Origin of the sequence: Pseudomonas sp. BIGb0164 (assembly GCF_024810135.1) — a bacterium.
GTDB lineage: Bacteria > Pseudomonadota > Gammaproteobacteria > Pseudomonadales > Pseudomonadaceae > Aquipseudomonas.
Genome location: NZ_JANUEA010000008.1, coordinates 120,803 through 143,783 on the forward strand (window position 1 = coordinate 120,803; position 22,981 = coordinate 143,783).

Below are 22,981 nucleotides of genomic sequence, written 5' to 3' on the forward strand. Positions count from 1 at the left end.
ATCATGCTTAAACGTTTCGTGTTTGCCAGCCTGTTGTGCGCCGCTTTCCTGCCGGCTGCCCAGGCCCAGGACCTCACCAAAGTCACCCTCGCATTCCCCAGCGAAGGCTTCCTGTATGTGCCGATCTACGTCGCGCAGAAGCAGGGCTACTTCGCCGAAGAAGGCCTGAATGTGGACGTGATCGTGTTTCAAAAAGGCGGCTCGGCCGCGCTGACCGCCGTGTTGGGCCGCGATGCCGATGCCTACGTCGGCTTGCCTGCGGTGGCGGTGCGCGCCCGCAGCAAGGGCCAGAATGTGCAGGCCTTCGCCGCCGTGCAGACCCAGTTCGGCAGCACCGTGGTGATCGACGGTGAGTCGGCGCACAAGGCCGGGGTGTCGGCCACCTCGCCGGTGTCGGCCCGTGCCCAGGCGCTCAAGGGCTTGAAGATCGGCGTGACCGGCCCCGGCAGCACCACCGATATGCTGGTGCGCTACCTGGCCAAGGACGCCGGTTTGAACCCGGACAAAGACTTCACCATCATGCCCATCGGCGGCGCACCGAACATGCTGGCGGCGTTTTCCCAGGGCAGCATCAACGGCTTTTCGCTGTCGCCACCGACCATCACCACTGCCGGGCAGCAAGGCGGCTTTGTGTTGATGGACCTGGCCAAGGGTGAATACAAGCCGCTGGACGGTTTCCTGTTCACCGCGATGATTGCCCGTGAAGACTGGTTGAGCGCCAACAAGCCGACCGCTGAAAAGCTGGTGCGTGCCTTGTGGAAGGCCGAACACCTGATCGCCACCGAGCCGGCCAAGGCCCGCGAATCGGTGCGCCCGTACTTCGCCCATACCGACGCGGCGATCTTTGATGCCGCCTGGACCGCCTCGTTGCCGTCCTACCCGGCGACGCCGCGCATCGAAAAAGACGGTGTCGTAAAGAACATCAGTTTCATGAACGCGGTTGAGAACGAGCCTGTGTCACTCGATGCGCAACAGGTCTACACCAATTCCATCGTCGACGCTGTGGCGCCGACAGTTTCCACCCTCAAGGGAGAGGCGAAATGACGCCCGAGGTTCACCTGGTCAATGTATTCCCCGCCACCTCTCGTGGCGGCAACCCGGCCCCCACCGTGGCGGTGGCCGATGGCATGAGCGATGCCGATATGCAGCAGGTCGCCCGCGATTACGGGCATGAGTGCGGCTTTGTGTTTGCCGCGCCGGCCGGCAGCGATTTTGATTTTGCCCTGCGCTTCTGGGTGCCCAACCATGAGATGGAAATGTGCGGCCATGCCACCGTTGGCGCGGTGTGGTTGCTGGATCAACTGGGCATGTTGCACAAGGACCGCCTGGCACTCTGGACCCAGAGCGGGCGCGTCGACGCACGGATAACCGACGCGGGAACGCCGCAGATCCAGGTGGAGATCAGCCAGCCCAAGGGCCAGGTCGAAGCCTTGAATGACCCGCTGGTAGAGGCCGAAATCCTCTCGGTGCTGGGCATTACTTCCAACGAGCTGGCGCCGTTGCCGATCCAGAATGCTTGCACCAGCCGCGTGAAAACCCTGGTGGCCTTGAAAAGCGTGGCGGTGCTGGACAGCCTCAAGCCGGACTTTCGCCGTATGGAACAACTGTGTGAACGCATCGGCTCCACCGGTTTGTACCCGTATGCGCCGTCGGACCTGGAAGGCCGCCAGTTCGACGCACGGCAATTCCCCAAATCCTCGGGCTACCCGGAAGACGCCGCTACCGGCATCGCCGCCGCAGCCTTGTCCTTCGGCTTGCTGGAAAACGGCCTGGTGACCGCCGATGACCGCCCGGTGCATATCCGCCAAGGGCGGGCGATGGGCCGGCCGTCGCAGATTTCCCTGCGCTTTCGCCGCGATGAGACGGGACAGGTGCAGGGCTGCTGGCTGGGTGGGCATGTGGAATTCGCCGAGGTGCCGGCATGAGCCTGCGCGAGCGAATCACCGCCTTGGGCTGGGTGCTGCCCGAGACACCCCGCCCCAAGGGCGACTACGTACCGGTGACGATCCACGCGGGCGTGGCCTATGTCAGCGGCCAGGTTTGCCGAGTGGGTGAGGGCGTGATCAGCGGCCCGTTGACCGACCAGACGCCGCCGCAAACCGTGCTGCACGCTGGGCAAACCTGCGCACTGCGCGCCCTGAGCGTGTTGGACCAGGCCGTGGGCCTGGAGAACATCGAGCGCATTTTATTCGTGCGTGGCTTTGTGTACGGCGGGGAGGGTTTCCAGAACTTCTCCAAAGTCGTCGACGGTGCTTCGCAGGTGTTGATCGACGTGTTTGGCGAGTGCGGCCGGCACGCACGCTCGGCGGTGGGCGTGGCGGGCCTGCCCAGTGGCGGCCTGCTGGAGCTGGAGGTTGTCGCTGCTGTGAAACCCAACGCATAACTGTAGGAGCCGGCTTGCCGGCGATAGCGATCAAACAGGCACCGATGTGCTGACTGAAACATCGCCATCGTCGGCAAGCCGGCTCCTACCGGTCCTGTGGCAGAATGCGGGCCTTTTACGCGTATCTCGCAAAGGTGCCCCTTGAGTGCAGGCAAAGCCGTCGGACTATTACTACTCACCTCGATGCTGGCAGCGTGCGGCACCTCGCCGCCACGCACACCCAATGACCTCTGCGGTATCTTCCGCGAAAAGGACGACTGGTACGACGCCGCCAAAGTCACGCAAAAGCGCTGGGGCGTGCCGATCCAGGTACCGTTCGCGATCATGTATCAGGAGTCAGGCTTCCGTCAGGACGCCAAGACCCCGCGCAAATACCTGCTGTGGATCATCCCCTGGGGTCGCGTCTCCACCGCGTCCGGTTACGCCCAGGCCAAGGATGAAGTGTGGAACGACTACCGCAAGAGCACCGGCCGCACCGGCGCCAGCCGCCAGGACTTCGACGATGCCATCGACTTCGTCGGCTGGTACATGGACAAGACCTACACCATCAACGGCGTCTACAAGTACGACGCCTACGGCCAATACCTGAACTACCACGAAGGCTGGGGCGGCTACCGCCAGCGCACCTACGCCAGCAAAGCCTGGTTGCCGCCGGTGGCAAGCAAGGTGCAGGCGCGCTCGCAGATGTACGCGGCGCAGTATGCGGGGTGCAAGGATGATTTGGGGCGGGGGTTCTGGAGTCGGTTTTGGCGGTGGTTCTGAGGTGCTGAAACTGCCCCTGTGGCTTGCTGCTTTTGCTTAGCGCGGGAGTGCTGGGTGTTTAGCGTATCCAAGTGTCTGATCATAAAGGTCAATGCGCCGATCCCTTTGCAAGTCGTTAAGGCTGTTCCAGATGGGCGCACTGCGTGCGTGACTGAGGTCGATGTCGGCAAACAGAATCTCCTGTCGGTTGGCCGATGCCACTTTGCCAATGGGCCAGCCATTGGTCCCGGCAATCAGCGAACACCCCAGGTAACGTGAGTCGCGTTCTTCACCGATTCGACTGGCTGCGGCGATGAACACGTTATTGACGTGGGCTGCTGTCATGGTCAGGTAGGACGCCATGCACTTGCCGGCTTCGTCAAACAACGGGGGAGGGGTCCATACCCAGTTGTTCAGGCTGCAGATGATATCGGCGCCTTGCTGGCTGAGAATGCGCGCAACTTCGGGAAACCAGATGTCCCAGCAGATAAGCATGCCGATACGCCCAATGGGCGTATCGAAGACTGGAAAGCCGGTATCTCCGGGTGTGAACCAGAGTTTTTCCAGGTTCCAGAGATGCGCTTTGCGGTACTTGCCGATAAAACCGTTCGGTCCGATCAGGACGCTGGTGTTGAATAACTGCATGCCGTCGCGTTCGTTGAGGCCTGCTGCCAGATATACCCGGTGCAGGGAAGCAAATTCGATCCAGGCCTGCACGCTTCTCCCGCTTGGAACGGCTTCGGCATGATCAAAGGCATCTTGGCGGCTGGTAAAGAAATAACCACAGTTTGAAAGCTCAGGAAGCACAATCAGCGTGGCGCCGCCGTTTGCAGCTTCTGTTGCAAGTGCAAGGCATTGTCGAAGGTTGGCGTTGCGATGTTCCGTTCCGACCTGGGGATCAAATTGCACGACAGAAACACGGACAGAGCTGGTAGCTGGGTTCATGACAGGGGACTCTTATGGGAACTGCTCTACATAAAAGGTGATCGGGCGGCGAGACGTAAATCAGGTGCTTCCGTTTACGTTGTCAGTTGGCTCCCCACTGATCTCGCCCTTGGCCGCTCAAGCCGGTTGCGGGTCTGACTCTTCTCGCCCTTGCCAAACCCGCCCAGTTCTGGGAAAACCTCACCCTTTGTAACGTTTACGAGCACCCTATGAGCACCGAAGAACTCCAAATCACCGACATCCGCCCCGGCACCGGCAAAGCCGTGGTCAAGGGAGCACTGATCACCACTCAATACACCGGCACGCTGGAAGATGGCACGGTGTTCGATTCCTCCTGGGAGCGTGGCAAGCCGTTCCAGTGTGTGATCGGCACCGGGCGGGTGATCAAGGGCTGGGACCAGGGCTTGATAGGCATGCAGGTCGGCGGTGTGCGCACCTTGTTTGTGCCTGCGCACTTGGCCTACGGCGAGCGTTCGATGGGGGCGCACATCAAGCCCAACAGCAATCTGCGTTTCGAGATCGAGTTGCTGGAAGTACTGACACGGGACGATTGAGGGGGGTGGACATGGACGCCGCGGGAAGGCATCACGATGGGGCGGCAGGTGAACACCGTGTCCATTCAGGTCAAGGCACTGGCCGACGGGCAGGTTGATGATTACCTGGCGCGAGTCGAGCGCGACCGACCGGACTGGGCACCGCCCTTGTAGGAGCCGGCTTGCCGGCGATGGCAGCGTGTCAGGCGCTGATTTTATTTTGGCAGGCCGCGATCGCTGGCAAACCAGCGTCCACAGCGGTTGTGTCAGATAGTTTTCCTGAACTTACCCTGAAGAACGGGCTTATACAGTGGCGGTACTTTTTCCTACGGTTTACTCACCTGGCTTCGGGGCGTAAGCTGCGGGCGTTTTTATCAATAGCGGAGACCCTCAGTGGGTACTTGTTCGAGTGACAGTCGTCGGCCGGTTTCGGTAACCGGCACCAACTTGGCAAGGTAACGCGCATTCTTCCGATGCCGTTGTCTCGCCTGAAAGAGCGAGAAGCGGCATCCCGCAGTGGCCCGTCCGGGCACCTGCTTTGAGCCCCTCTCATTTGACGCTGACCAGCACCTGATGCCAATCGGGATGCTACGGACACGCTTGCCTTTTACGGTGGGCGGGCCGAGCTGACCTTGCCTGTTTATCGGGTGCGGTGCAGCCGGTTGTACCTGGCTGGATGGATTTTCACAATTGCCAGTCAAGCTGGCAGGCAAGGGCCGTGTTCACAAGGACAGCCCGTCGTCAGGAGCACTATCCATGCAAGCAATCAACAACATCAACCTCAATTCCCTGGTCGATACCCTGGTCAGCCTCACCGCCGCGTTTATCCTCGGTGGCCTGATCGGTTTCGAACGCCAGTACCGCCAGCGCACGGCCGGCTTGCGCACCAATGTGCTGGTGGCGGTGGGCGCGGCGATCTTTGTGGACATGGCCAATCGGCTCGGTGGTGCAGAAGGCGCGGTACGCGTGGTGGCGTACGTGGTATCGGGCATCGGTTTTCTCGGTGCCGGTGTAATCATGCGCGAAGAAGGCAATGTGCGCGGGCTCAATACTGCTGCCACCCTCTGGGCCTCGGCAGCGGTGGGGGCCTGTGCGGGGGCCGACCTGATTCTCGAAGCGTTGCTGGGGACGCTGTTTGTGCTGGCTGCCAATACACTGCTACGCCCGATCGTCAACAACATCAACCGCCAGCCATTGGACGTGGTCTCGGCAGAGGTCACCAACATTCTTTATGTCATTGCCCGGCGTACCCAGCAGAAGGCGGTCCTGGCTTTGCTGGAGGCTGAGCTGGCGCGGTGCAACTATCCGGCCAGTGACGTAGACGTTCGGCCGTTTGGCACTGAAGAAGTGGAGATCGAGGCGACCCTGGCGGTCACTTCCGTGGACGGCGACGAGCTGGATGCGCTGGTGGCGCGTATCTCCACGTCGACCCTGGTGGTTCAGGCCTTCTGGAGCCCGAGTACTACCGACTAATCCCCTGGGGGCCGGCTTTGCCTTGGTAAAGCTGGCTATGCTTATGTGAGGAAAAGTCCTACATGTGTTCGGGATTATCCCTTCATCTGAAATGACATTCCGTTGTTAAGGTTGCGCGCTTGCGCCTGTTCAGGACCCAAGGTGCGGCTTTACGTGGTTGTCGTGTTTTTCAAATGGAGGGGCCCAACTGCCTGAGTTGTCACGCAGAGTAATCAGTACCGGTTGTCGGAACTGTTACTTTTCACAGGTAGATGGGACCCGCTTGATATGTAAGTGTTCCGATCCTCCTAGGGGAGTCATATGAGCAAAGCGTTAATTGTGGATGACCATCCGTTTATCCGTGCCACTGTCCGTTTTCTGCTGAAGCAAGAAGGCTTCGATACCCTATACGAAGCGGGCAATGGCGCCGATGCCATGCAGATCGCTCGCGAGGAGCGCCCGGATCTGATCATCCTCGACCTGGCAATGCCCAAGCTGGGTGGGTTGGAAGTGATCAGCCGGATCAAGGCCCTGGGCCTCCCTTGCAAAATCCTGGTATTGACCTCCTACCTGGCGGTGTTCTTTTCGACCCGTTGCATGCGCGCTGGCGCCATGGGGTTTGTCGCGAAGACCGGTGAGCTGGATGAGCTGCAAAAAGCCATCAAGGCTGTGATGTCCGGCTATAGCTGTTTTCCCAGCCTGCCGACCAGTTCGGTACGCCGAGACGATTTGCAGTCCAGCGAGCAGGAGCTGGTGGACGCGCTCTCGGACCGCGAGCTGACTGTGTTGCAAAAACTCGCCTTGGGCTTGGGCAACAAGGAGATCGCCGAGGACATGCTGCTTAGCCACAAGACCATCAGCACCTACAAGACACGCCTCAAGGAAAAGTTGCGCATGTCATCGATCGTGCATTTGTCCAAGTTCGCCCAGCGCAATCATCTGATCTGATCTGATATGACCACCCCCCGGCTGCTGAGATGGGGCCCGATCCTGCTGGTGGGGTTGTTGCCCATGATGGCGATGGCCCTGGACGACCCCCAGCATTTGCGTTTACTCGGACACTCCAGCCTTGATGGGGGCTCCGTGTCACTGGGCGAGGCTGACGGACGATGGTTGCGGGAGCGGCGCACCTTGTTGATGGGCGTGTCCGCTCCCGACTACGCGCCCTTCGACCTGAGCAACAACAACGATGAACTCGAGGGCATCACGGCCGACTATGCGGCGCTGATCGCCCAGGCCTTGAACATCACGGTCGACGTTCGTCGTTATGACACACGCGATGAAGTGATCGATGCACTCAAGCGGGGTGCCGTGGATTTTGTCGGCTCGGCCAATGGGTATGAGGCGGTCGACCCGCAGTTGGTGCTGTCGCGTTCCTATGCCAACGATCAGCCGACGTTGGTCACCCGTTCCAGCGACAGCCAGGCGCTGAGCGCCGACCTTGCCGGCAAGCGCGTAGCCATGCTGTATCACTACATGCAGCCCGATGCCGTGCAGGCCTTCTACCCCAAAGCCCATCTGCAATTGTTTGGTTCGACCTTCGAAGCCATCGGCGCCGTGGCGTTCGGCCAGGCGGACGTCTACCTCGGGGACGCCATCAGCAGCCGTTACCTGATCAACAAGAATCATCTGAACAACGTGCGCATGGCGGACTTTTCCTCCTTGGAGGTAAACCCCTTTGGCTTTGCTTTCAACCGTGACAACACACGGCTGCTGAACATTATCAACGCGGCACTGGCGGTGATTCCGGCCAACCAGCAAATGGAAATCCTGCGCCGATGGAGTGCCGGCGGCGGCTATCTGGAGGCTGACCGGCTGCGCTTGAGCACCAATGAACAGCGCTGGCTGGAGAAACACCCAAGGCTCAAGGTGGCGGTCCTCGACAAATTCGTCCCGCTGTCATTTTTCAACGAACAAGGGCAATTCGAAGGCCTCAGCGCCGAGGTGTTGTCGCGGATCAGTCTGCGCACCGGCCTGAAGTTCGATGTGGTGCCAGGCAGTTCGCTGCTGCAACAAATTGACGACGTCAACACGGGCCGCGCAGACATGGTTGCGGTGATCACACCCAGTGTCGAACGGTCCGAGAAGATCCGTTTCACTCGGCCCTATCTGTCCAATCCGTACGTTTTGGTGGTGCGCGACGACGACAAGCAAACGGTTACCCTGGAAGACATGTCGGGCAAACGTCTTGCATTCATTGGAGGAAACAGCCTGGCTGCGCAGATAGCCCTGGATTATCCAAGCATTGCGTTTGTCGACGTCGAGAATCCGGAGCAGGCCATGGCGCAGGTTGCCACCGGGGGGGCCGATGCAACGGTGCTGTCGCTCATCAGCGCACGCTACATGGTCGCGCGGAACTACGGTGACCGCCTGCGGATCACCAGCACCGTCGGCACCGAACCGGCGCGTATCACCTTCGGCGTCAACCGTAGCCAGCTGGAGTTGTATTCGATTCTCGACAAGGCGCTGCTGAGTATCCCGCCTGAGGAGCTTGATGAGCTGACCAACCACTGGCGCAGTGAGGTCATCATCGAAGAAAGCTACTGGTTGCGTCATCGCGATGCGATCCTGCAAGGCTTCGGCCTGGCGGCGTTGTTGCTGCTGCTTGCCCTGGGCTGGGCGATGTATCTGCGCAACCTGATCCGCAAGCGTGTGCAGGCCGAGCGGGCGTTGAGCGACCAGATGCGTTTCATGAGCGTTTTGATCGACGGCACGCCTCATCCGATTTACGTGCGGGACCGCCAGGGGCGGCTGATGGCCTGCAACAACGCTTATCTCGATGTGTTCGGTTTCAAGCTGGAAGACGTGATCGGCAAGACCGTGGTGGAGACCGACACCGGTAACCCGCCGCAGGCCCGATCGTTCCATGAGGACTACTTGCGGTTGATGGCGTCGGGCGAGCCGCAGATCCACGACCGGATACTCAAGTTGCCCACCGGTGACGTGCTGACCATCTACCAGTGGATGCTGCCGTACCGTGATGGCGACGAGAAGGTGGTTGGTATGATCGCCGGCTGGGTGGATGTGAGTGAGCGTCAGCGGCTGTTGCGCCAGGTACAGGAAGCCAAGGAGGACGCCGACGCGGCCAACCGCGCCAAGACCACCTTCCTGGCAACCATGAGCCATGAGATACGCACGCCGATGAACGCGGTGATCGGCATGATCGAGCTGGCCCTGAAAAATGCCGAACAAGGCCGGGCAGACCGCGATGCGCTGGAAGTGGCCTCGGTCGCCTCGCGCGGTATGCTGGAGTTGATCGGCGATATCCTCGACATTGCGCGGATAGAATCCGATCACCTTTCCCTGACGCTGGAACCCACCCACCTGCACGAACAGTTGGCCTCGGTGGCGCGTGTGTTCGAGGGCCTGGCGCGGGCCAAGGGCCTGGTCTTGCAGGTGGAACTGGATCCACTGCTTGAGCGTGCGGTCATGGTCGACCCGCTGCGGTTCAAGCAGGTGGTGTCCAATCTGCTGAGCAATGCCATCAAGTTCACTGCCAAGGGCCAGGTGATGTTGGGGGCGACCGGCACGTTGGACGGCGAGCAGTTGACACTCAGGCTTTGGGTGCAGGACACGGGGATTGGCATCAGTGCACAGGACCAGCAGCGGTTGTTCAACCCGTTTATCCAGGGCAGCAACAACGAACAATCGGTACGCAGTGGCTCGGGCCTCGGGCTGGTGATCAGTCGCAGCCTGTGCAAAATGATGGGCGGGCAGTTGCACCTGAGCAGTGTGCTGGGGCAAGGCACGCGGGTTGATGTGCAGTTGGCGCTGGCCCTTACGACGGACTTGCCGGCACCGCTTGCTGTGCCGGAGTCGCACCTTCCACCGGCACGGGTATTGAACATCCTGGTGGTGGATGACTACCCGGCCAACCGTTTGTTGCTGGCGCGGCAATTGAGCTTCCTGGGGCACCGCATTACTGCTGCAGAAGAGGGGGTGCAAGGGCTTGAACGCTGGCAGGCGGGACACTTCGACTGTGTCATCACCGACTGCAACATGCCCCTGAAAAATGGTTACCAGCTCGCCCAGGACATTCGTGCCCAGGAACGTGAAAAAGGCTTGTCGCCTTGCCTGCTGCTGGGGTTTACCGCCAACGCCCAGCCCGAGGAAACCGAGCGCTGCCGTGCCGCGGGCATGGATGGCTGCCTGTTCAAACCCACAGGCCTGGATGACCTGCGCGCAGCCCTGGCCGCCTGCACGGTTGCAGAGGCCGAGCCTGCAGCCGGGTTTGATCTCGGTGCATTGATTGCATTGACGGGGGACGACCCTGCGGCCCTCAACGAGTTGCTCAAGCCACTGCTCGACAGCCTGGGCGCCGACCGCGCCCTGTTGCCAGTGCTGCAACGCAAGACTGACTTTGCCAAGCTGCATGACCTTGCCCATCGCATCAAGGGCGGCGCGCGGATGGTCAAGGCGCAGGGATTGATCACCTGTTGCGAAACCTTGGAGGCCACCTGCGAGCAGCAGGAACGCGAACGCCTGGGCGCCGTGGTCGATGAGTTGAGGGTGGCCCTCGATGAGTTGCATCACAGCCTGAGCCATTACTGCAATCAGGCGTGATCGTGGTTGAGGGGTATTGGGGAGTTTTGGGAGAACTCCTACATGAAGGGGGAATAAGCCTGATTTTGTCTGCGGGATATGTCTGGAAAATGGGCCTCGCTCACTGACGAGCACTGCCTGCCCAGGGGTTTGCCATGCCGAACAAAGCACTGACTATCCTGATTGCCGATGAACAGCATCTGCAACGCTTGTACATCGAGAAAATGCTCAACCAGTTGGGGTATCACCGGATCGTCCCGGTGCAAACGTTCGACGAAGTCCAGATTCTGACGGCCATCCCTGCCGAGCCCTTTGATGTGCTCATCATCAACGCGGGGCTCGCCGCCCACACCTGCGGGCCGCAACCCCAGGTTCGCCATGTGCTGGTCTACGATCACCTCGACCTGGCGGCACCGGCCGGCGCAACGCCGGCCGTACTTGTGCGCCTGCCCGGCGTACCGGACAACATCAACCTCGAACATTTCATGGATATCATCGACCCGCCGCAGGCCAATACGGGCCTGCGGGTGTTGCCGTGGCTGCGGGAGTTGTCCCGCCAGCCGGTGGCTGGGGCCTAGTCCCACTTTGGCGCGATGCCCTTGGGGCTGGTCAGGCGGTGGCCACGTTCCAGGCCGGCGATCTGCGCCATGTCGGCGGCGCTCAAGGTCAGTTGCAACGCCTTGAGGTTGCTCTCCAGGTTGGCCCGTTGGGTCGACGACGGGATCACTGCATAGCCCAACTGCATCGCCCAGGCCAGGGTGACCTGCGCCGGGGTGGCTTGATGGCGTTCGGCGATCTGCTGGATCACCGGGTCTTTCAGCACTTCGCCGTAGGCCAGGGTCATGTAGGAGGTAATCTGGATGCCGTTGGCTGTGGCGAAATCCACCACTTTCCGGTTTTGCAGGTAGGGGTGCAGTTCGACCTGGTTGGTGGCGATATTCTCGGCACCCACGGCGGCGATCGCTTGTTTCATCAGGTCGATGGTGAAGTTGGAAATGCCGATTTCACGGGTCAGGCCCAGGCGCTTGGCTTCCAGCAATTGCCCCATGAACTCGGCCACGGGCACTTGGTCCTCCGGCGACGGCCAGTGGATCAGGGTCAGGTCAAGGTAATCGGTCTGCAGTTTGCGCAAGCTTTCCTTGAGGCTGGGGATCAACTGGCCTTCGGCGAAGTTGGCGATCCAGATCTTGCTGGTGATGAACAGCTCGCTGCGTGGGATGCCGCTGTTGGCAATGGCCTGGCCGACATCGGCTTCGTTTTCATAGATCTGCGCGGTGTCGATGACGCGGTAGCCCAGTTCCAGGCCGGTGCTCACCGAGTCGATGACCACTTGGCCTTGCAGGCGAAAGGTACCAAGGCCAAAGGCGGGAACTGCGTGCTTAGGGGTAGACATCGGTAACTCCTGGAGGGGTGTGAACAATGGAGTCGAGTATCCGCCCGTCGTTCCTTCGGAAAAACCGCCGAACCCGAAAAGGACTCTTTACTGCAAATCACGAATGGCCAGTGTTCTCTCTGAACATCCACATGACCGTTCATCAGCTTTGTCAGGTCGGCGTTGTCGGCTTCACTTGCCAGCCACCGCTGCTGCGCGGTATTCCAGAACACTCTCCCTTCACCCTGGATATGCCATGACCCAACACCTCACCGAATACGCCGATGCCAGCCCCGAAGTGCGCGCGGTCTACGACGACATCATGCAAACGCGCAAGGTCGAGCAGGTGAACAACTTCTGGAAATGCCTGGCCGCGCACCCGCCGACCTTGCGCCGCACCTGGGAAAGCCTCAAGGAGATCATGGCGCCGGGCGCACTCGACCCGCTGACCAAGGAGTTGCTCTATGTGGCCGTGAGCGTGACCAACAACTGCCCGTACTGCATTGCGTCCCACACCGCTGCTGCGCGCAAGGCCGGCATGACCGATGAGATGTTTGGCGAGTTGCAGGCGGTGGTCGGCATGGCCAACGAAACCAACCGCCTGGCCACCGGCTACCGCGTGCCGGTGGACGAGGCGTTCAAGTTGCCGTGAGGCCACTCAGCGGTCGAACCACCCCAACAATACCGTGACGTTATCGCGCCCGGCGTACTCGCGGGTGAGATTGACCAGCCGACGGCACGCGGTGTCCAGCGTGTCGCGCCGGGCAACGGCGAGGACCTGGAGCATTTCCTGGTGCGGCACGCAGCCGTGCAGGCCGTCACTGCACAGCATCAACAGGTCGCCGGGCTGCACCGGGTGTACGCGCACCTGGGGTTCGACCCGGGGGCCGGGGCCGATGGCTTGCAGCAACAGGTTGCGCGCCGGCAGCCGGTCCACTTTGCCGGCTTCGAGGGCTTGTTGGTACCAGGTCTGGTCGCGGGTCAGCAGGCTCAGTTCGCCCTCGCGGTAGCGGTACAGGCGGCTGTCGCCCACGTGGAACACCAGTAATGGCCCGGCCAACTGCGGGCGCCACACGCCGGTGAGGGTGGTGCCCATGCCGCTGCCTTCGCTCATGTGGCGGGCCACATTTTGCTGATAGACGCACTGGTTCACCTGGTCGATGGCGTTGTGCAACAGGCTGGCGGCTTGCATCTGCGGGTCGGACCAGGTGGCGTCAGGGTCGAGGCCATCGTGGGCCGGGTCGACGCTGTGAACCTTGAGGGCCTCGCGCAGGCTGATCAACGCTTCGGCGCTGGCCAGGGCGCCGGCCTCGTGGCCACCCATGCCGTCGGCCACGGCGAGCAGGCCCAGGGCGGGCTCCACCAGAAAGTTGTCTTCGTTACTCTGGCGCACCGAACCGACATCACTGACCCCATAGGCAACCGCCGCGGCCAGTTGATGAGGCCCGCAGGCGCTGAGTGGGGTATCGGTCATGGGAGAGACTCGAAGCTGGTGAGGAATGCCAGGCGCTGGGCCTCGCTCTCAATGTGCTCGGCCAACAGTTGCAGGAACGGTTGGCGCAAGGAAGTGGCCCGCGCGGCGCGGCTGACCACAATGCGGGCGATGGGGCCGATCAGCACGGCCAGGCGCTTTTCGGCCATCTGCGAGAAGGCCGGGTCAAGGGGCGCGGGCACTGTTTCGGTGGTGCGGGTGACCTCGGTGGGCGGCTCGATCGCCGTGGGTTCACGGGGTGGCTCCACAGGCGCGGTCGGCGGGTTCAGGCGCAGGAACAGCGACTGGCTGGCACTGGCGAACTGTTCCCGGCCACGCTCGGAAGGGATGTGGGGCAGCAGTGCCGCGCAGATGGCGTCGAAGTCATCTGCACCGTTGAGGCTCTTGCGCACCAGGAAGCGTGCCAGCGGCCCGATCTGGTGGGACAGCAGCGACTCCAGTTCCGGCATCACCGCAAGCTTCCAGGGCGTCAGGGTTTCCACCGCTTCAGTGATTGCCGCCGTGCCGGTTGGCAGTGGAGTAACACCACTGCTTAGGGGCTGGTTGGGGCGGATCAAGACGGTGCGGTCATCGTCGATTTCGGCGTTGGTCCAGGTGCCGGTCGCCGTGCCCAGCAGGGCTTCCAGGTCGTCGAGAAACGCCTGGGCCGAGGGGTAGCGCTCGGCCGGACGTTTGGCCAGGGCGCGCACGATGACGGCATCCAGCGCCGGGTCCAGCGCCAGGTTGAGGCTCGACGGTGCCACGGGCGTCTGGTTGAGGATCTGCTGCATGACCATGGTGGCGGAGCCCGAGAACGGCCGCTCGCCCGTGAGCAATTGGTACAGCACGATCCCGGCGGAAAACACATCGGAGCGGCCGTCGATCAACTCGCCGCAGAACTGCTCCGGCGACATGTAGCTGGGTGTGCCGATCATCGAACCGGTTTGTGTGAGGGTAGAAGAGTCCAGGCGAGCGACGCCGAAGTCGGTGACCTTGACCTGGCCATCGGCGGTGATCAGCAGGTTGGCCGGCTTGATGTCGCGGTGCACCACGCCTTTGGAGTGGGCGTATTCCAGGGCAGACAACAGTTGGCGCATCCAGCCGAGGCTGTGACTCAGGTCGCGGGGTGTCTGTGCGGCGAGCAAGGTGTTGAGCGGCGTGCCCTCGACAAACTCCATGGCGATGTACGCCGAGCCTTCATCCTCGCCGTAGTCGTACACGCCGACAATATTGGGGTGCATCAGGCGTCCGGCCGCTTGGGCTTCATTCTTGAAGCGGCTGACCAGCTCGGCGTGCTGGCTGTCGCCGAACAGTTCCTTGCGGATGGTCTTGAGCGCCACGGTACGCGCGATGTTCGGGTCGAACGCCTTGTACACCGTACCCATGGCACCTTTGCCGAGTACGCTGTCGATGCGGTACTTGCCAAGTTGTTCAAGCATGATCGCGAACCTATTCCTCAAGCATCTTCATGGCACTGACCAGGCTGGTGCGCATGCGGCCAAATGACTGGCCCAGGCGTGCCAATTCGTCGCTGCCGCTGACGTCCATGGGGGGCACGTCGGTTTCACCCAGGCTGACCCGGTCGGCCAGCGCCGACATCTGCCGCAGGCGACGGGTGACAAACAGGTGCACCGCCACGTTCAAGGCCACGAACAGCACGGCAAAAATCCCCAGCATCGACAGCATGTAGCTGTGCAGCAGGCTCCTGGCCCGTTGCAGCGGCAGGTCCAGTGGCACGGTGACCAGTTGTGCGCCGATGGTGTCGTTGAGCTTCCAGCCAAAGCCGTTGCTCGCGCCGTAGATGTCGACCATGGTTTTCGGCGCCGCCTCGGGTGTGCTGTGGCACGCCAGGCAAGCCCCGTCCTTGATCTGGATCGGCCGCGCGATGTACAGCGCGGCGCCTTTGTCGTCGGTGCGTTCGCCCACCATCTCGTCTGTCTGCGGCTGGCTGCGCAGGCTGTTGATCAGGGTTTTTTCCCAGTCATTGGCCAGGTCGCGTGGGTTGGTGGGGTTGAGGGTGGCTTCCTTGTAGGCGTAGTCCGGGTAGGACTTGAGCAGCTCCTGCAGGTGCGAAATGGCGGCGAAGTCCGGCACCGACTGCGGCAGGAACTGGAACTTCAGGCGGTTCTCCAGCAGCGGCACGATCTGCTCGGCGGTGTAGGTGCTGGCGGCCGAGGCCGAGCGCATCAGCATGCGTGCAGTCTCCAGGGTTTCCCGGCGCGCGCTCTGCTGCAGCATGTAGTTCGTGGAGAGGCTGGTGGCGATAAAACCGACGATGAACACCGCCAGGAACACCACGTTGAATTTGACCGCGAGCGACAGTTTCATAAGGACCTTCAGGTACAGGCGTGGTGAGGATCAGTGCGCATTCTTGCGGCGCTCCAGGCGCAGCAGTTCCAGCTCCCACTCCAGCACGCCGCCGCGGTTGACCTTCACCGCCTGGCGGAACGCCGGGTCGTTAAGGCGCGGGGCAAAGCGGCTGGCGAGCATCTGCTGGCTGAGGTTCAGCGGGCTGACCACCCAGGGCGCGATGTCGTCATAGGTGACGTCGCGCTCTTTTTTAGGCTCAGCCGCCTTGGGAACCTTTTTGCCGAGGGGCACCAATGGGTCGAGGAACTGGGGCGGCAAGGCGTCGATAAACGCCTGTTCGGGGCGCGGCACACTCCTGAGCGGCCCGTCGCCGTCGCGCTGGGCAAAGTCTTCGTGGCCCAGGGTGACGCTGCGGTCGGCCTTGCCACGGTTGTCGAGCTGGTTGACCACTTGGCTGCCGTCCTCGACGAACATCTCGGTCTGGTGCTTGCCTACATGGATCACGCTGGCGCTGCCGGTGAGGTTGAACGCCAGCCCTCCGGTGGTGACTGCCAGGTTCCCGTGGCTATTGCCCGCGACGGGTTGCAGCTTCAACCAGCCATTGAGCAGGTTGATCTGCGCGGCATTGCTGTTGGTCGCAATGAGGATGCGCGTGTCGGGCCCGAGTGCCAGGGTCGCTGCGGCGAACCCTTCTATCTGTATGCCGGCGGCGCCGGTTTGCAGGATGTCGCCACCTTGCAGGCGGGTGCCGGGGCCGACGGTATACAGCGCAGTGGCGCGGATCAGCTTCAGCGGTTTTTCCGCGTAGGCGATCACGGCAATGCTGGCCGGCGCCGCGTGTGCCAGCGCAAGGGGCAGCAGGCTGGTGAGGAGTAGGGCAATCGAAAGTTTCTTCACGTTGGCGCCATCTATCGAACACTTGGGGTCAGGCACCGATGCTGTGGGTACAGCCGGTGTTCATGCGTGCGCAAGGCATCGCAGGGCCGAAGGCTACCGGCTGGAAGGGCGAAGGAAGAAGACAATTATCTGCATGGAAATCGCTGATTTCGATTAAGCGAAATCATGGAATAAAGCGTCGGGGGAGGGTGTTCTTTTGATGGTTTCCCGTGATTCGAACGCTGTTCAAGAAGCGGCGACACGCCTGCGTTTTCCAACTGCTTGGCCCTCTGCCCGGAGCCCCTATGTCCACTAAATGCATGAACGCGTTTTCATCCACCAAGACCTTTCTGCAACAGAACTTCATGACGGCCAAGCGTATTCCTTCCGGGTTGGTTGCCGGCCTGAATGTGTTTGACGTCAACGATCACAAAGCCGGTGGCTTTCGCCTGGCGACCCTGGATAAACCGGGGGAGTACGGCAAGGTCGAGCGGCCGCTGATGGGGCACTGGGTACCCCAGGGCAGTTTCTGTGACATTCCTGCCAACCCTGGCGCGACCGGCTACGTGTTCACGCCGGATTTCAGCGGTTGTTCGATCTTGATCGACCACATCGACGACACCACCTACCGGGTGTTCCATGTGCAGGGCGGCAGCGATTACCTGAACAAGGAGTACCTGAGCCGTTTTGATGGGCATGGCCTGGGTTTCGCCACCGCAATGACATTCGATGACTATGGCGAAGATGCCTACCCACGAGGCTTTGCCTTCATGAAGTTCGAAGAGGGCCGCTGGTGGATTTACTTCCAGCGTCAGAACGGTGTGGGGCTGAACTTTGCGTACGGCAAGTTCCAGATGAATGGTGCGCAAACCGTGCGCGGCGGGGGGCGGATACCGGTGCCGAACCTCAAGCGTGAATCGCCGCGACATGGCGTGGTGCACAGCGGCAAGCCGTTGCCGATGCCCGCCAGCCAACGTGCGGAGCTGAAGGTGGAGGTCTGGTAGGCGAGGCGTTTTCGCCGGGTCTGGAAAAAATCGGGAATAAATACTTCGGGTCGGTTGTTCATCCTGCAGACGCTGATAACCCGCCGCGATCGACTACTGATGGATCCCAAAAATGATTGACCAGACCCTTCTCGACCCTTCTTCCGGCAGACGAACAATGAGCAACACCGACCCCGACGTTGTAGCGCGCCGCAATCGCCTGGCGTTGATGGCACTGCAGGTGATTGGCCTGGTGGTGCTGGTGCTCTGTGCGATTGACGCACAGCGTGCCCAGGCCCAGGACCTCCCGGAATCGGCCGCGGGGGCAGCGAAACATGTGCTGATGACCGTGCAGGCCACGGGTGTGCAGATCTACACCTGCACCAAGGACAGCAACGGTCAGTTGAGCTGGCAGTTTCGCGAGCCGCTGGCCACGTTGATGATCAACGGCAAGACCGTCGGCCGGCATTTCGCCGGGCCGACCTGGCAGCTGGATGACCGCAGTGCGGTAGTGGGCAAGGTGCTTGCCCAGGCCCCGGGGGCCGGCCCAAAGGACATCCCGCTGTTGCGCCTGGGGGTGGTCGACCATCAGGGCGAAGGTGGGCTGGCGCAGGTGGTTGCCGTGGAGCGCTTGCATACGTTGGGCGGTGTGTTCAGTGGCAGCTGCGAGCAAGCCGGTGAACTGCACGTGGAACCCTACAGCGCCGACTACCGCTTCCTCGGCCAATAGCTTCACCCCGAACCGCTCGGTTCGGTACTGACAACCCCTTATCTGGATTCACGCTTTGCGCCGATCCCATTCGGCGTGCGGCAACGCTGTGCCTGTCAATCAACCAAAAAAACCAGGAGCTTTTACATGATCACTCGTTTACTCGCCGTTACTGCGCTCACTGTGGTGGCTTGCGCCTGCGCCCAAGCGGCCGAAGGCCCCACCGACTGGACCGGTTTCTACGGTGGCTTGAGTGCCGGCTACGGCTTTGGTGGCGACGGTGACGTCAACACCAAGGGCCAGGCGGCACCGAACATCGCCAATATCAACGGTGGCGCCCGCCCGGGGCGGGTCGACCTGGACCGCAATGGCCTGCTGGGCGGTGCGCAGATCGGCTACAACTACCAGTTTGGCCAATGGGTTGCCGGCATCGAGGCCGATATCTCCCACACCGACCTGCAAGACAGCCGCACTATCGGCACCTCGCAACTCAACACTCACTTGGCGCTGAACAATAAATTCGAATCGAAGATCAAGTACCTCGGTACCCTGCGCGGCCGCTTCGGTTATGCCTTCGACCACACCCTGATCTACGGCACGGCCGGTTTGGCCTACGGTGAAACCAGCCAGAGCGTCGACATGTTCGGCCCTACCGGCAATACCCAGTTCAGCGGTGATCAAAGCCACTTCAAGATGGGTTACACCGTGGGCGCCGGTATCGAACAGGCGGTTACCCAGAACCTGTCGTTCAAGACCGAATACCTGTACTACGACCTGGGCGAAGACAAGCTGAACGTGGCGGTGATTCCCGGCAGTGGCGGGGCGGGCACCGGGTACGATTCCAAGTTCAAGAACGATGGGCAGATGCTACGCGTGGGGCTGAACTGGAAGTTTGATTGACGTGCTGCACAGGGCCTCAGGCGCAGGCGCGTGAGGCTTTCAATGGGCGCGCCGGTCGGTGTTGGTAGAACTGACCCTGGCGCGCCTTGCGGTGTTTGCGGGACTGGAAGGTGTTCCAGGTGGTGAAGTCGAAGCGCGTGGCCGAGACGACGTTTTCCTGGATAAGCATGATGGGGGCCGGTGTGATCACGTTTGCGTAGTGGGTATTGAGCGTGACTTCGAGCGTGTCTTTGTCGCGGTAGCCGCTGAGCAGGGGGATCAGGGTGAAGGCGTGGTCCACACCGTCCGACTCAGTCGGCCCGCCAACCACGGCAACAATGCCTACATACACTTTTCGGTCACTGAAACTGAACATGCACGGCACTTGTTGTTGAATCGACTCCTTGAGCAACGTCTTGAACGGTGTGCCTTCAAGAATGCCGAGGGTCAACTGCCAGTCCAACTGCGTGGCATTTTCGAGACTCAGGCGGCTGCTTTTGGACAGGACATACAACCTTGCCCAGCAAAAAGGCATGAGCATCGATGTCAGCCCGACTTGCAGCAGGAACACCCAGAGCGTGCAGTTTTTTTCATTGGCAATATCGAGTTGCACCAACTGGGAACCCAGATAGTCACTGTAGTCGGTCGGGACCAACCTACCGCCCGCGTACAGGTTCTGTTTTGACACGACCAGTACTAGAGCACTCAAGAAGGTGGCTGCAAGCAGGCAAGCGACTCCCAGTCGCGCTACCTGCAGATAAAGTAACTGCCCATCGAAGCGATGCAGGCGGCAGTAGTAATAGGGGTGTTTGATGCAGACCAGATAACCGCTGACCAGCAGTGGCAGAATGATTAGCAGGCCCATGATTCGTCAGTCTCCATTTTGCGGATCTGGCGTATCGCATTCCGATAGTTTTGCGAGGACATGATCTCGACGGGGTCCAGCGAGATGTACCTGCCCGTGATCTTCCAGGTCTTGAGCGACTTGACGGCCTTCGCGGTCGCCAGTTCATCCGGGGTGGGTTTACTGCACAGCAGATGCAATCCAAACATAGCCACAACCTCGAAAAGAAGTAGCCAGTTTTATAGCAAGCGCTCCCAGGCCTTCACCACTGATGGCCGTCACGCCACTGTCGCCGGTTCCCGTAGGAAAGGTCTCCATTCCCATCAACGGCTTAAAATGTCGGCGGTGTTATCACCCAGATCACCACGGTTTCCACCTTGCCCGGGTTGCCGTAGCGATGGGGCTCGTTGCTGGCAAAGCTGAAACTGTCACCCTCATCCAGCAAAAAGCGCCGCTCACCCACCCACAACTCAAACTGCCCACTCAGTACGTACCCGGCTTCCTCACCCTCATGGCTGTAGCTCTCTTGGCTGTAGGTGCCCGGAGGAAAGCACGAGTGCAGCATTTCGAGCTGGTGATTGGGCAACGGCGTCAGCAGTTGGTCGACAATGCCGTCTTCGTAGCGAATGCTCTGGCGGTTGCTCCTGCGCACCACATAACCTTCGTCCTCCGCTGCCGGCACGGTTTCGCTGGCGAAGAACCACTGGATGGTCACCCCCAGGCTGCGGGCGATATTAAACAGTGCCGGGATCGACGGATAAGCCAGGTTGCGCTCCAGCTGGCTCAGGTAGCCAGCGGTCAATTCGCTCATCTGTGCCAGGTCCGTCAGTGTCAGGCCGCGAGCCTTGCGCAGGCCGCGAATACGGGTGCCCAGAAACAATTGCGCTGATTCGTCGTTCAAAGCGTCCACGCTACCTTCAGTCCTTCATAGATCGCCTCTTCGGCGGTGCGCGGTGCCAGGCAATCGCCGATGCGATCGAAGGGCACCAACCCATGTAATTGTGCGCCCAGAGTGTCTACCGGCTGATGGCCTTGGCACAACACCAGGGTGTCGACCGATTCGAGCAACATCGGCTCACCGCTGGCGGTGTGTTGCAGGTACACGGTGCTGTCATCGCAGCCGTAGAGGCGGGCGTAGGGAATGATCGGGATGCCCAGGCGGTGCAGCTCGCCGGCCAGCTGATCGCGCACATACAGCGGCAAGTTTTCCCCGCAATGCGTACCGTTGACCGCCAGTTGCACGGCGTGGCCGGCGCGCACCAGACGTTCGGCAATGCCAGGGCCGATCCAGTCGCAGCGCCAGTCGACCACCACCACCGAACGACCCAGTTCAACCTCGCCGCGCAGCACTTGCCAGGCGTCGACCACTTGCAGCTCGCCCCCTTGTTCGAAGGCGGGCCAATAGGGTTCGGCGCCGGTGGCGATGATCACGTGATCGGGCGTTTCCCGCTCCACCAGGGCGCGATCAACCCGCGTATTGCGCACCACGCGTACGCCCGCCAACTCCATCTCCCGTTGCAGGTTGGTGCTGGCGCCGCCGAACTCGCTGCGCCGTGGCAGCAACTGCGCCAGAAGCACCTGGCCACCCAATTGCCCACTGGCTTCATAAAGTGTCACCGCGTGCCCGCGTTGCGCCGCCACGGCCGCTGCTTTCATCCCGGCCGGGCCACCGCCGACCACCATCACGCGCTTGCGCGTCATCGCTGGGCGCAGGTCGCCGAATTGCAGCTCGCGGCCGGTCTCCGGATGCTGGATGCAGGAGATCGGCAACCCCTTGTGAAAGTGACCGATACACGCCTGGTTGCAGGCAATGCATGCCCGTACATCCTCGGCATGACCGTCGAGGGTTTTGGCTGGCATCAACGGGTCGCAGATCAGCGCGCGCGTCATACCGCACACATCGGCCTGGCCTCGCGCCAGGATCAACTCGGCCTCCTGGGGCTGGTTGATTCGCCCGGTGACAAATAGCGGAATCGACAGGCTGGCCTTGAACGCGGCCGCCTCATCTGCCAGGTACGCGGCGGCAATCGCCATGGGCGGCACGATATGAATCGCGCCCCCCAGCGACGCCGACGTACCCGCGACGATATGCACATAATCCAGCTGCATTTGCAGGCTCTGCACCGCTTCCAGGGATTCACTTTCGGTGAGGCCGTCGGCATCGCGCTCGTCGGCCGAAATACGCAGGCCGATGATGAAGTGCATGTCGGTGGCTTGCCGCACGGCGGCGATGATTTCCCGCAGAAACCTCAGCCGTTGCTCAAGCGAACCGTTGTACCCGTCGGTGCGCCGGTTGACCCGTGGGTTGAGAAACTGCGCCGGCAAGTACCCATGGCTCGCAACCACTTCCACGCCGTCGATCCCCGCTTGATGCAACCGCGAGGCTGCTGCCGCGTAGCCCGCGACGATCTCGTCGATCATCGGCTGGTCCAGCGCCCGAGGCATCACCCGGAACCGTTCGTTGGGCACCCCTGACGCGGAGTACGCCACTGCCAGCAGGCCATCGGCCGACTCCATGATTTCGCGGCCCGGGTGAAAGATCTGCGACAACACCACCGTGCCGTGGGCATGGCAGGTCTCGGCCAGTTCGCGGTAGCCGTCGATGCAGGCATCGTCCGTGGCCATCAGCACATGGGAGGTGTACCGCGCGCTGTCGTGCACCCCGGCCACCTGCAAAACAATCAGCCCCACGCCGCCAGCTGCGCGGGCCCGGTGGTAGGCAATCAACTGCGGGTTGACCCGGTTGTCGGTGGGCATCGACGTGTCGTGCCCGCTGGACATGATGCGGTTTTTCAGGCGTTTTCCCCGCAGTTGCAGGGGCTCGAACAGATGGGGAAAGGCAGTGTGCGACATGGTGCGAATACTCCAGGCGCGATTATTGTTATTTTTCTATAGGAGGCGAGCGCCAGTAAAAAATCAACCTGTTTTTTTACTGGAGCTG

General features: G+C 61.4%; 23 protein-coding genes and 1 pseudogene. 14 read left to right on the forward strand and 10 right to left on the reverse strand.

Annotated elements, in window-relative coordinates; all coding sequences use genetic code 11:
• Positions 1-3: 3 nt before the first annotated feature.
• From M2394_RS21270 to M2394_RS21285, 4 genes are all read left to right on the forward strand, one after another.
• On the forward strand, positions 4-1,044 hold the full coding sequence (locus tag M2394_RS21270) for an ABC transporter substrate-binding protein (RefSeq protein ID WP_259174456.1): 1,041 nt from the start codon (positions 4-6) through the stop codon (positions 1,042-1,044).
• On the forward strand, positions 1,041-1,925 hold the full coding sequence (locus M2394_RS21275) for a PhzF family phenazine biosynthesis protein (protein WP_178924017.1): 885 nt from the start codon (positions 1,041-1,043) through the stop codon (positions 1,923-1,925). The genes M2394_RS21270 and M2394_RS21275 overlap by 4 nt, the downstream gene beginning before the upstream one ends.
• Complete coding sequence (locus M2394_RS21280; protein ID WP_259174457.1) at positions 1,922-2,383, forward strand: RidA family protein; 462 nt, start codon at positions 1,922-1,924, stop codon at positions 2,381-2,383. Before M2394_RS21275 ends, M2394_RS21280 begins: the two co-directional genes overlap by 4 nt.
• A 141-nt stretch (positions 2,384-2,524) precedes the next feature.
• Complete coding sequence (locus tag M2394_RS21285; protein WP_178924021.1) at positions 2,525-3,145, forward strand: hypothetical protein; 621 nt, start codon at positions 2,525-2,527, stop codon at positions 3,143-3,145.
• 36 nt (positions 3,146-3,181) lie between these two features.
• On the opposite strand, the gene M2394_RS21290 is transcribed toward M2394_RS21285, so the two are convergent.
• On the reverse strand, positions 3,182-4,069 hold the full coding sequence (locus tag M2394_RS21290) for a nitrilase family protein (protein ID WP_259174458.1): 888 nt from the start codon (positions 4,067-4,069) through the stop codon (positions 3,182-3,184).
• A 209-nt stretch (positions 4,070-4,278) separates the two neighbouring features.
• Here M2394_RS21290 and M2394_RS21295 point away from each other — a divergent pair, with 209 nt between their 5' ends.
• The 6 genes and pseudogenes from M2394_RS21295 (at position 4,279) to M2394_RS21320 (ending at position 11,174) form a co-directional block, all read left to right on the forward strand.
• On the forward strand, positions 4,279-4,623 hold the full coding sequence (locus tag M2394_RS21295) for an FKBP-type peptidyl-prolyl cis-trans isomerase (RefSeq protein WP_178924025.1): 345 nt from the start codon (positions 4,279-4,281) through the stop codon (positions 4,621-4,623).
• A 21-nt stretch (positions 4,624-4,644) separates the two neighbouring features.
• Positions 4,645-4,776: pseudogene (locus M2394_RS21300) on the forward strand (GNAT family N-acetyltransferase); the annotation flags it as partial.
• Positions 4,777-5,358: 582 nt separating this feature from the next.
• Positions 5,359-6,075, forward strand: a complete 717-nt coding sequence (locus M2394_RS21305) for an MgtC/SapB family protein (RefSeq protein WP_176997577.1) — start codon at positions 5,359-5,361, stop codon at positions 6,073-6,075.
• A 300-nt stretch (positions 6,076-6,375) separates the two neighbouring features.
• Entirely contained in the window at positions 6,376-7,002 is a 627-nt protein-coding gene (locus M2394_RS21310) for a response regulator transcription factor (protein WP_178924027.1), read from the forward strand.
• 6 nt (positions 7,003-7,008) lie between these two features.
• Complete coding sequence (locus M2394_RS21315) at positions 7,009-10,617, forward strand: transporter substrate-binding domain-containing protein (protein WP_259174460.1); 3,609 nt, start codon at positions 7,009-7,011, stop codon at positions 10,615-10,617.
• A 134-nt stretch (positions 10,618-10,751) separates the two neighbouring features.
• Positions 10,752-11,174, forward strand: a complete 423-nt coding sequence (locus tag M2394_RS21320; protein WP_178924029.1) for a chemotaxis protein CheY — start codon at positions 10,752-10,754, stop codon at positions 11,172-11,174.
• On the opposite strand, the gene dkgB is transcribed toward M2394_RS21320, so the two are convergent.
• The gene (gene dkgB / locus M2394_RS21325; RefSeq protein WP_178924031.1) at positions 11,171-11,989 is read right to left on the reverse strand and encodes a 2,5-didehydrogluconate reductase DkgB; all 819 of its coding nucleotides are present in this window, start codon (positions 11,987-11,989) and stop codon (positions 11,171-11,173) included. The two genes, M2394_RS21320 and dkgB, sit on opposite strands and share 4 nt — an antisense overlap.
• A 235-nt stretch (positions 11,990-12,224) precedes the next feature.
• Between dkgB and M2394_RS21330 the strand changes: the two genes are divergently transcribed.
• Entirely contained in the window at positions 12,225-12,620 is a 396-nt protein-coding gene (locus M2394_RS21330; protein ID WP_178924032.1) for a carboxymuconolactone decarboxylase family protein, read from the forward strand.
• Positions 12,621-12,626: 6 nt separating this feature from the next.
• On the opposite strand, the gene M2394_RS21335 is transcribed toward M2394_RS21330, so the two are convergent.
• Genes M2394_RS21335 through M2394_RS21350 form a run of 4 tightly spaced genes read right to left on the reverse strand, consistent with a single transcriptional unit; the run spans position 12,627 to position 16,646 of the window.
• A complete protein-coding gene (locus tag M2394_RS21335; RefSeq protein ID WP_178924034.1) occupies positions 12,627-13,442 on the reverse strand; it encodes a PP2C family serine/threonine-protein phosphatase in 816 nt (271 codons plus the stop codon).
• Positions 13,439-14,878, reverse strand: coding sequence for a serine/threonine-protein kinase (locus tag M2394_RS21340; protein WP_259174462.1), 1,440 nt, complete (start codon positions 14,876-14,878; stop codon positions 13,439-13,441). Before M2394_RS21340 ends, M2394_RS21335 begins: the two co-directional genes overlap by 4 nt.
• Positions 14,879-14,888: 10 nt before the next feature.
• The gene (locus tag M2394_RS21345) at positions 14,889-15,767 is read right to left on the reverse strand and encodes a DUF3365 domain-containing protein (protein ID WP_178924038.1); all 879 of its coding nucleotides are present in this window, start codon (positions 15,765-15,767) and stop codon (positions 14,889-14,891) included.
• A gap of 30 nt (positions 15,768-15,797) precedes the next feature.
• Positions 15,798-16,646: a hypothetical protein gene (locus tag M2394_RS21350; RefSeq protein ID WP_178924040.1), complete on the reverse strand. Its 849-nt coding sequence runs from the start codon at positions 16,644-16,646 to the stop codon at positions 15,798-15,800.
• Between the two features lie 284 nt (positions 16,647-16,930).
• Between M2394_RS21350 and M2394_RS21355 the strand changes: the two genes are divergently transcribed.
• The 3 genes from M2394_RS21355 to M2394_RS21365 all read left to right on the forward strand — a co-directional run bounded on the left by M2394_RS21355 (position 16,931) and on the right by M2394_RS21365 (position 19,217).
• Positions 16,931-17,629, forward strand: a complete 699-nt coding sequence (locus M2394_RS21355) for a hypothetical protein (RefSeq protein WP_178924041.1) — start codon at positions 16,931-16,933, stop codon at positions 17,627-17,629.
• 112 nt (positions 17,630-17,741) lie between these two features.
• On the forward strand, positions 17,742-18,338 hold the full coding sequence (locus M2394_RS21360) for a DUF3455 domain-containing protein (RefSeq protein WP_259174464.1): 597 nt from the start codon (positions 17,742-17,744) through the stop codon (positions 18,336-18,338).
• Positions 18,339-18,464: 126 nt separating this feature from the next.
• Positions 18,465-19,217, forward strand: coding sequence for an outer membrane protein (locus M2394_RS21365; protein ID WP_259174465.1), 753 nt, complete (start codon positions 18,465-18,467; stop codon positions 19,215-19,217).
• 16 nt (positions 19,218-19,233) lie between these two features.
• On the opposite strand, the gene M2394_RS21370 is transcribed toward M2394_RS21365, so the two are convergent.
• The 4 genes from M2394_RS21370 to M2394_RS21385 all read right to left on the reverse strand — a co-directional run bounded on the left by M2394_RS21370 (position 19,234) and on the right by M2394_RS21385 (position 22,893).
• Complete coding sequence (locus M2394_RS21370) at positions 19,234-20,061, reverse strand: hypothetical protein (protein WP_259174466.1); 828 nt, start codon at positions 20,059-20,061, stop codon at positions 19,234-19,236.
• Positions 20,049-20,249: a hypothetical protein gene (locus tag M2394_RS21375; RefSeq protein ID WP_178924047.1), complete on the reverse strand. Its 201-nt coding sequence runs from the start codon at positions 20,247-20,249 to the stop codon at positions 20,049-20,051. The genes M2394_RS21370 and M2394_RS21375 overlap by 13 nt, the downstream gene beginning before the upstream one ends.
• Positions 20,250-20,371: 122 nt before the next feature.
• Positions 20,372-20,950 (reverse strand): cupin domain-containing protein, encoded by a 579-nt coding sequence (locus M2394_RS21380; RefSeq protein WP_178924048.1) that lies wholly within the window; start codon positions 20,948-20,950, stop codon positions 20,372-20,374.
• On the reverse strand, positions 20,938-22,893 hold the full coding sequence (locus M2394_RS21385; RefSeq protein WP_259174467.1) for an FAD-dependent oxidoreductase: 1,956 nt from the start codon (positions 22,891-22,893) through the stop codon (positions 20,938-20,940). The genes M2394_RS21380 and M2394_RS21385 overlap by 13 nt, the downstream gene beginning before the upstream one ends.
• Positions 22,894-22,981 lie beyond the last annotated feature (88 nt).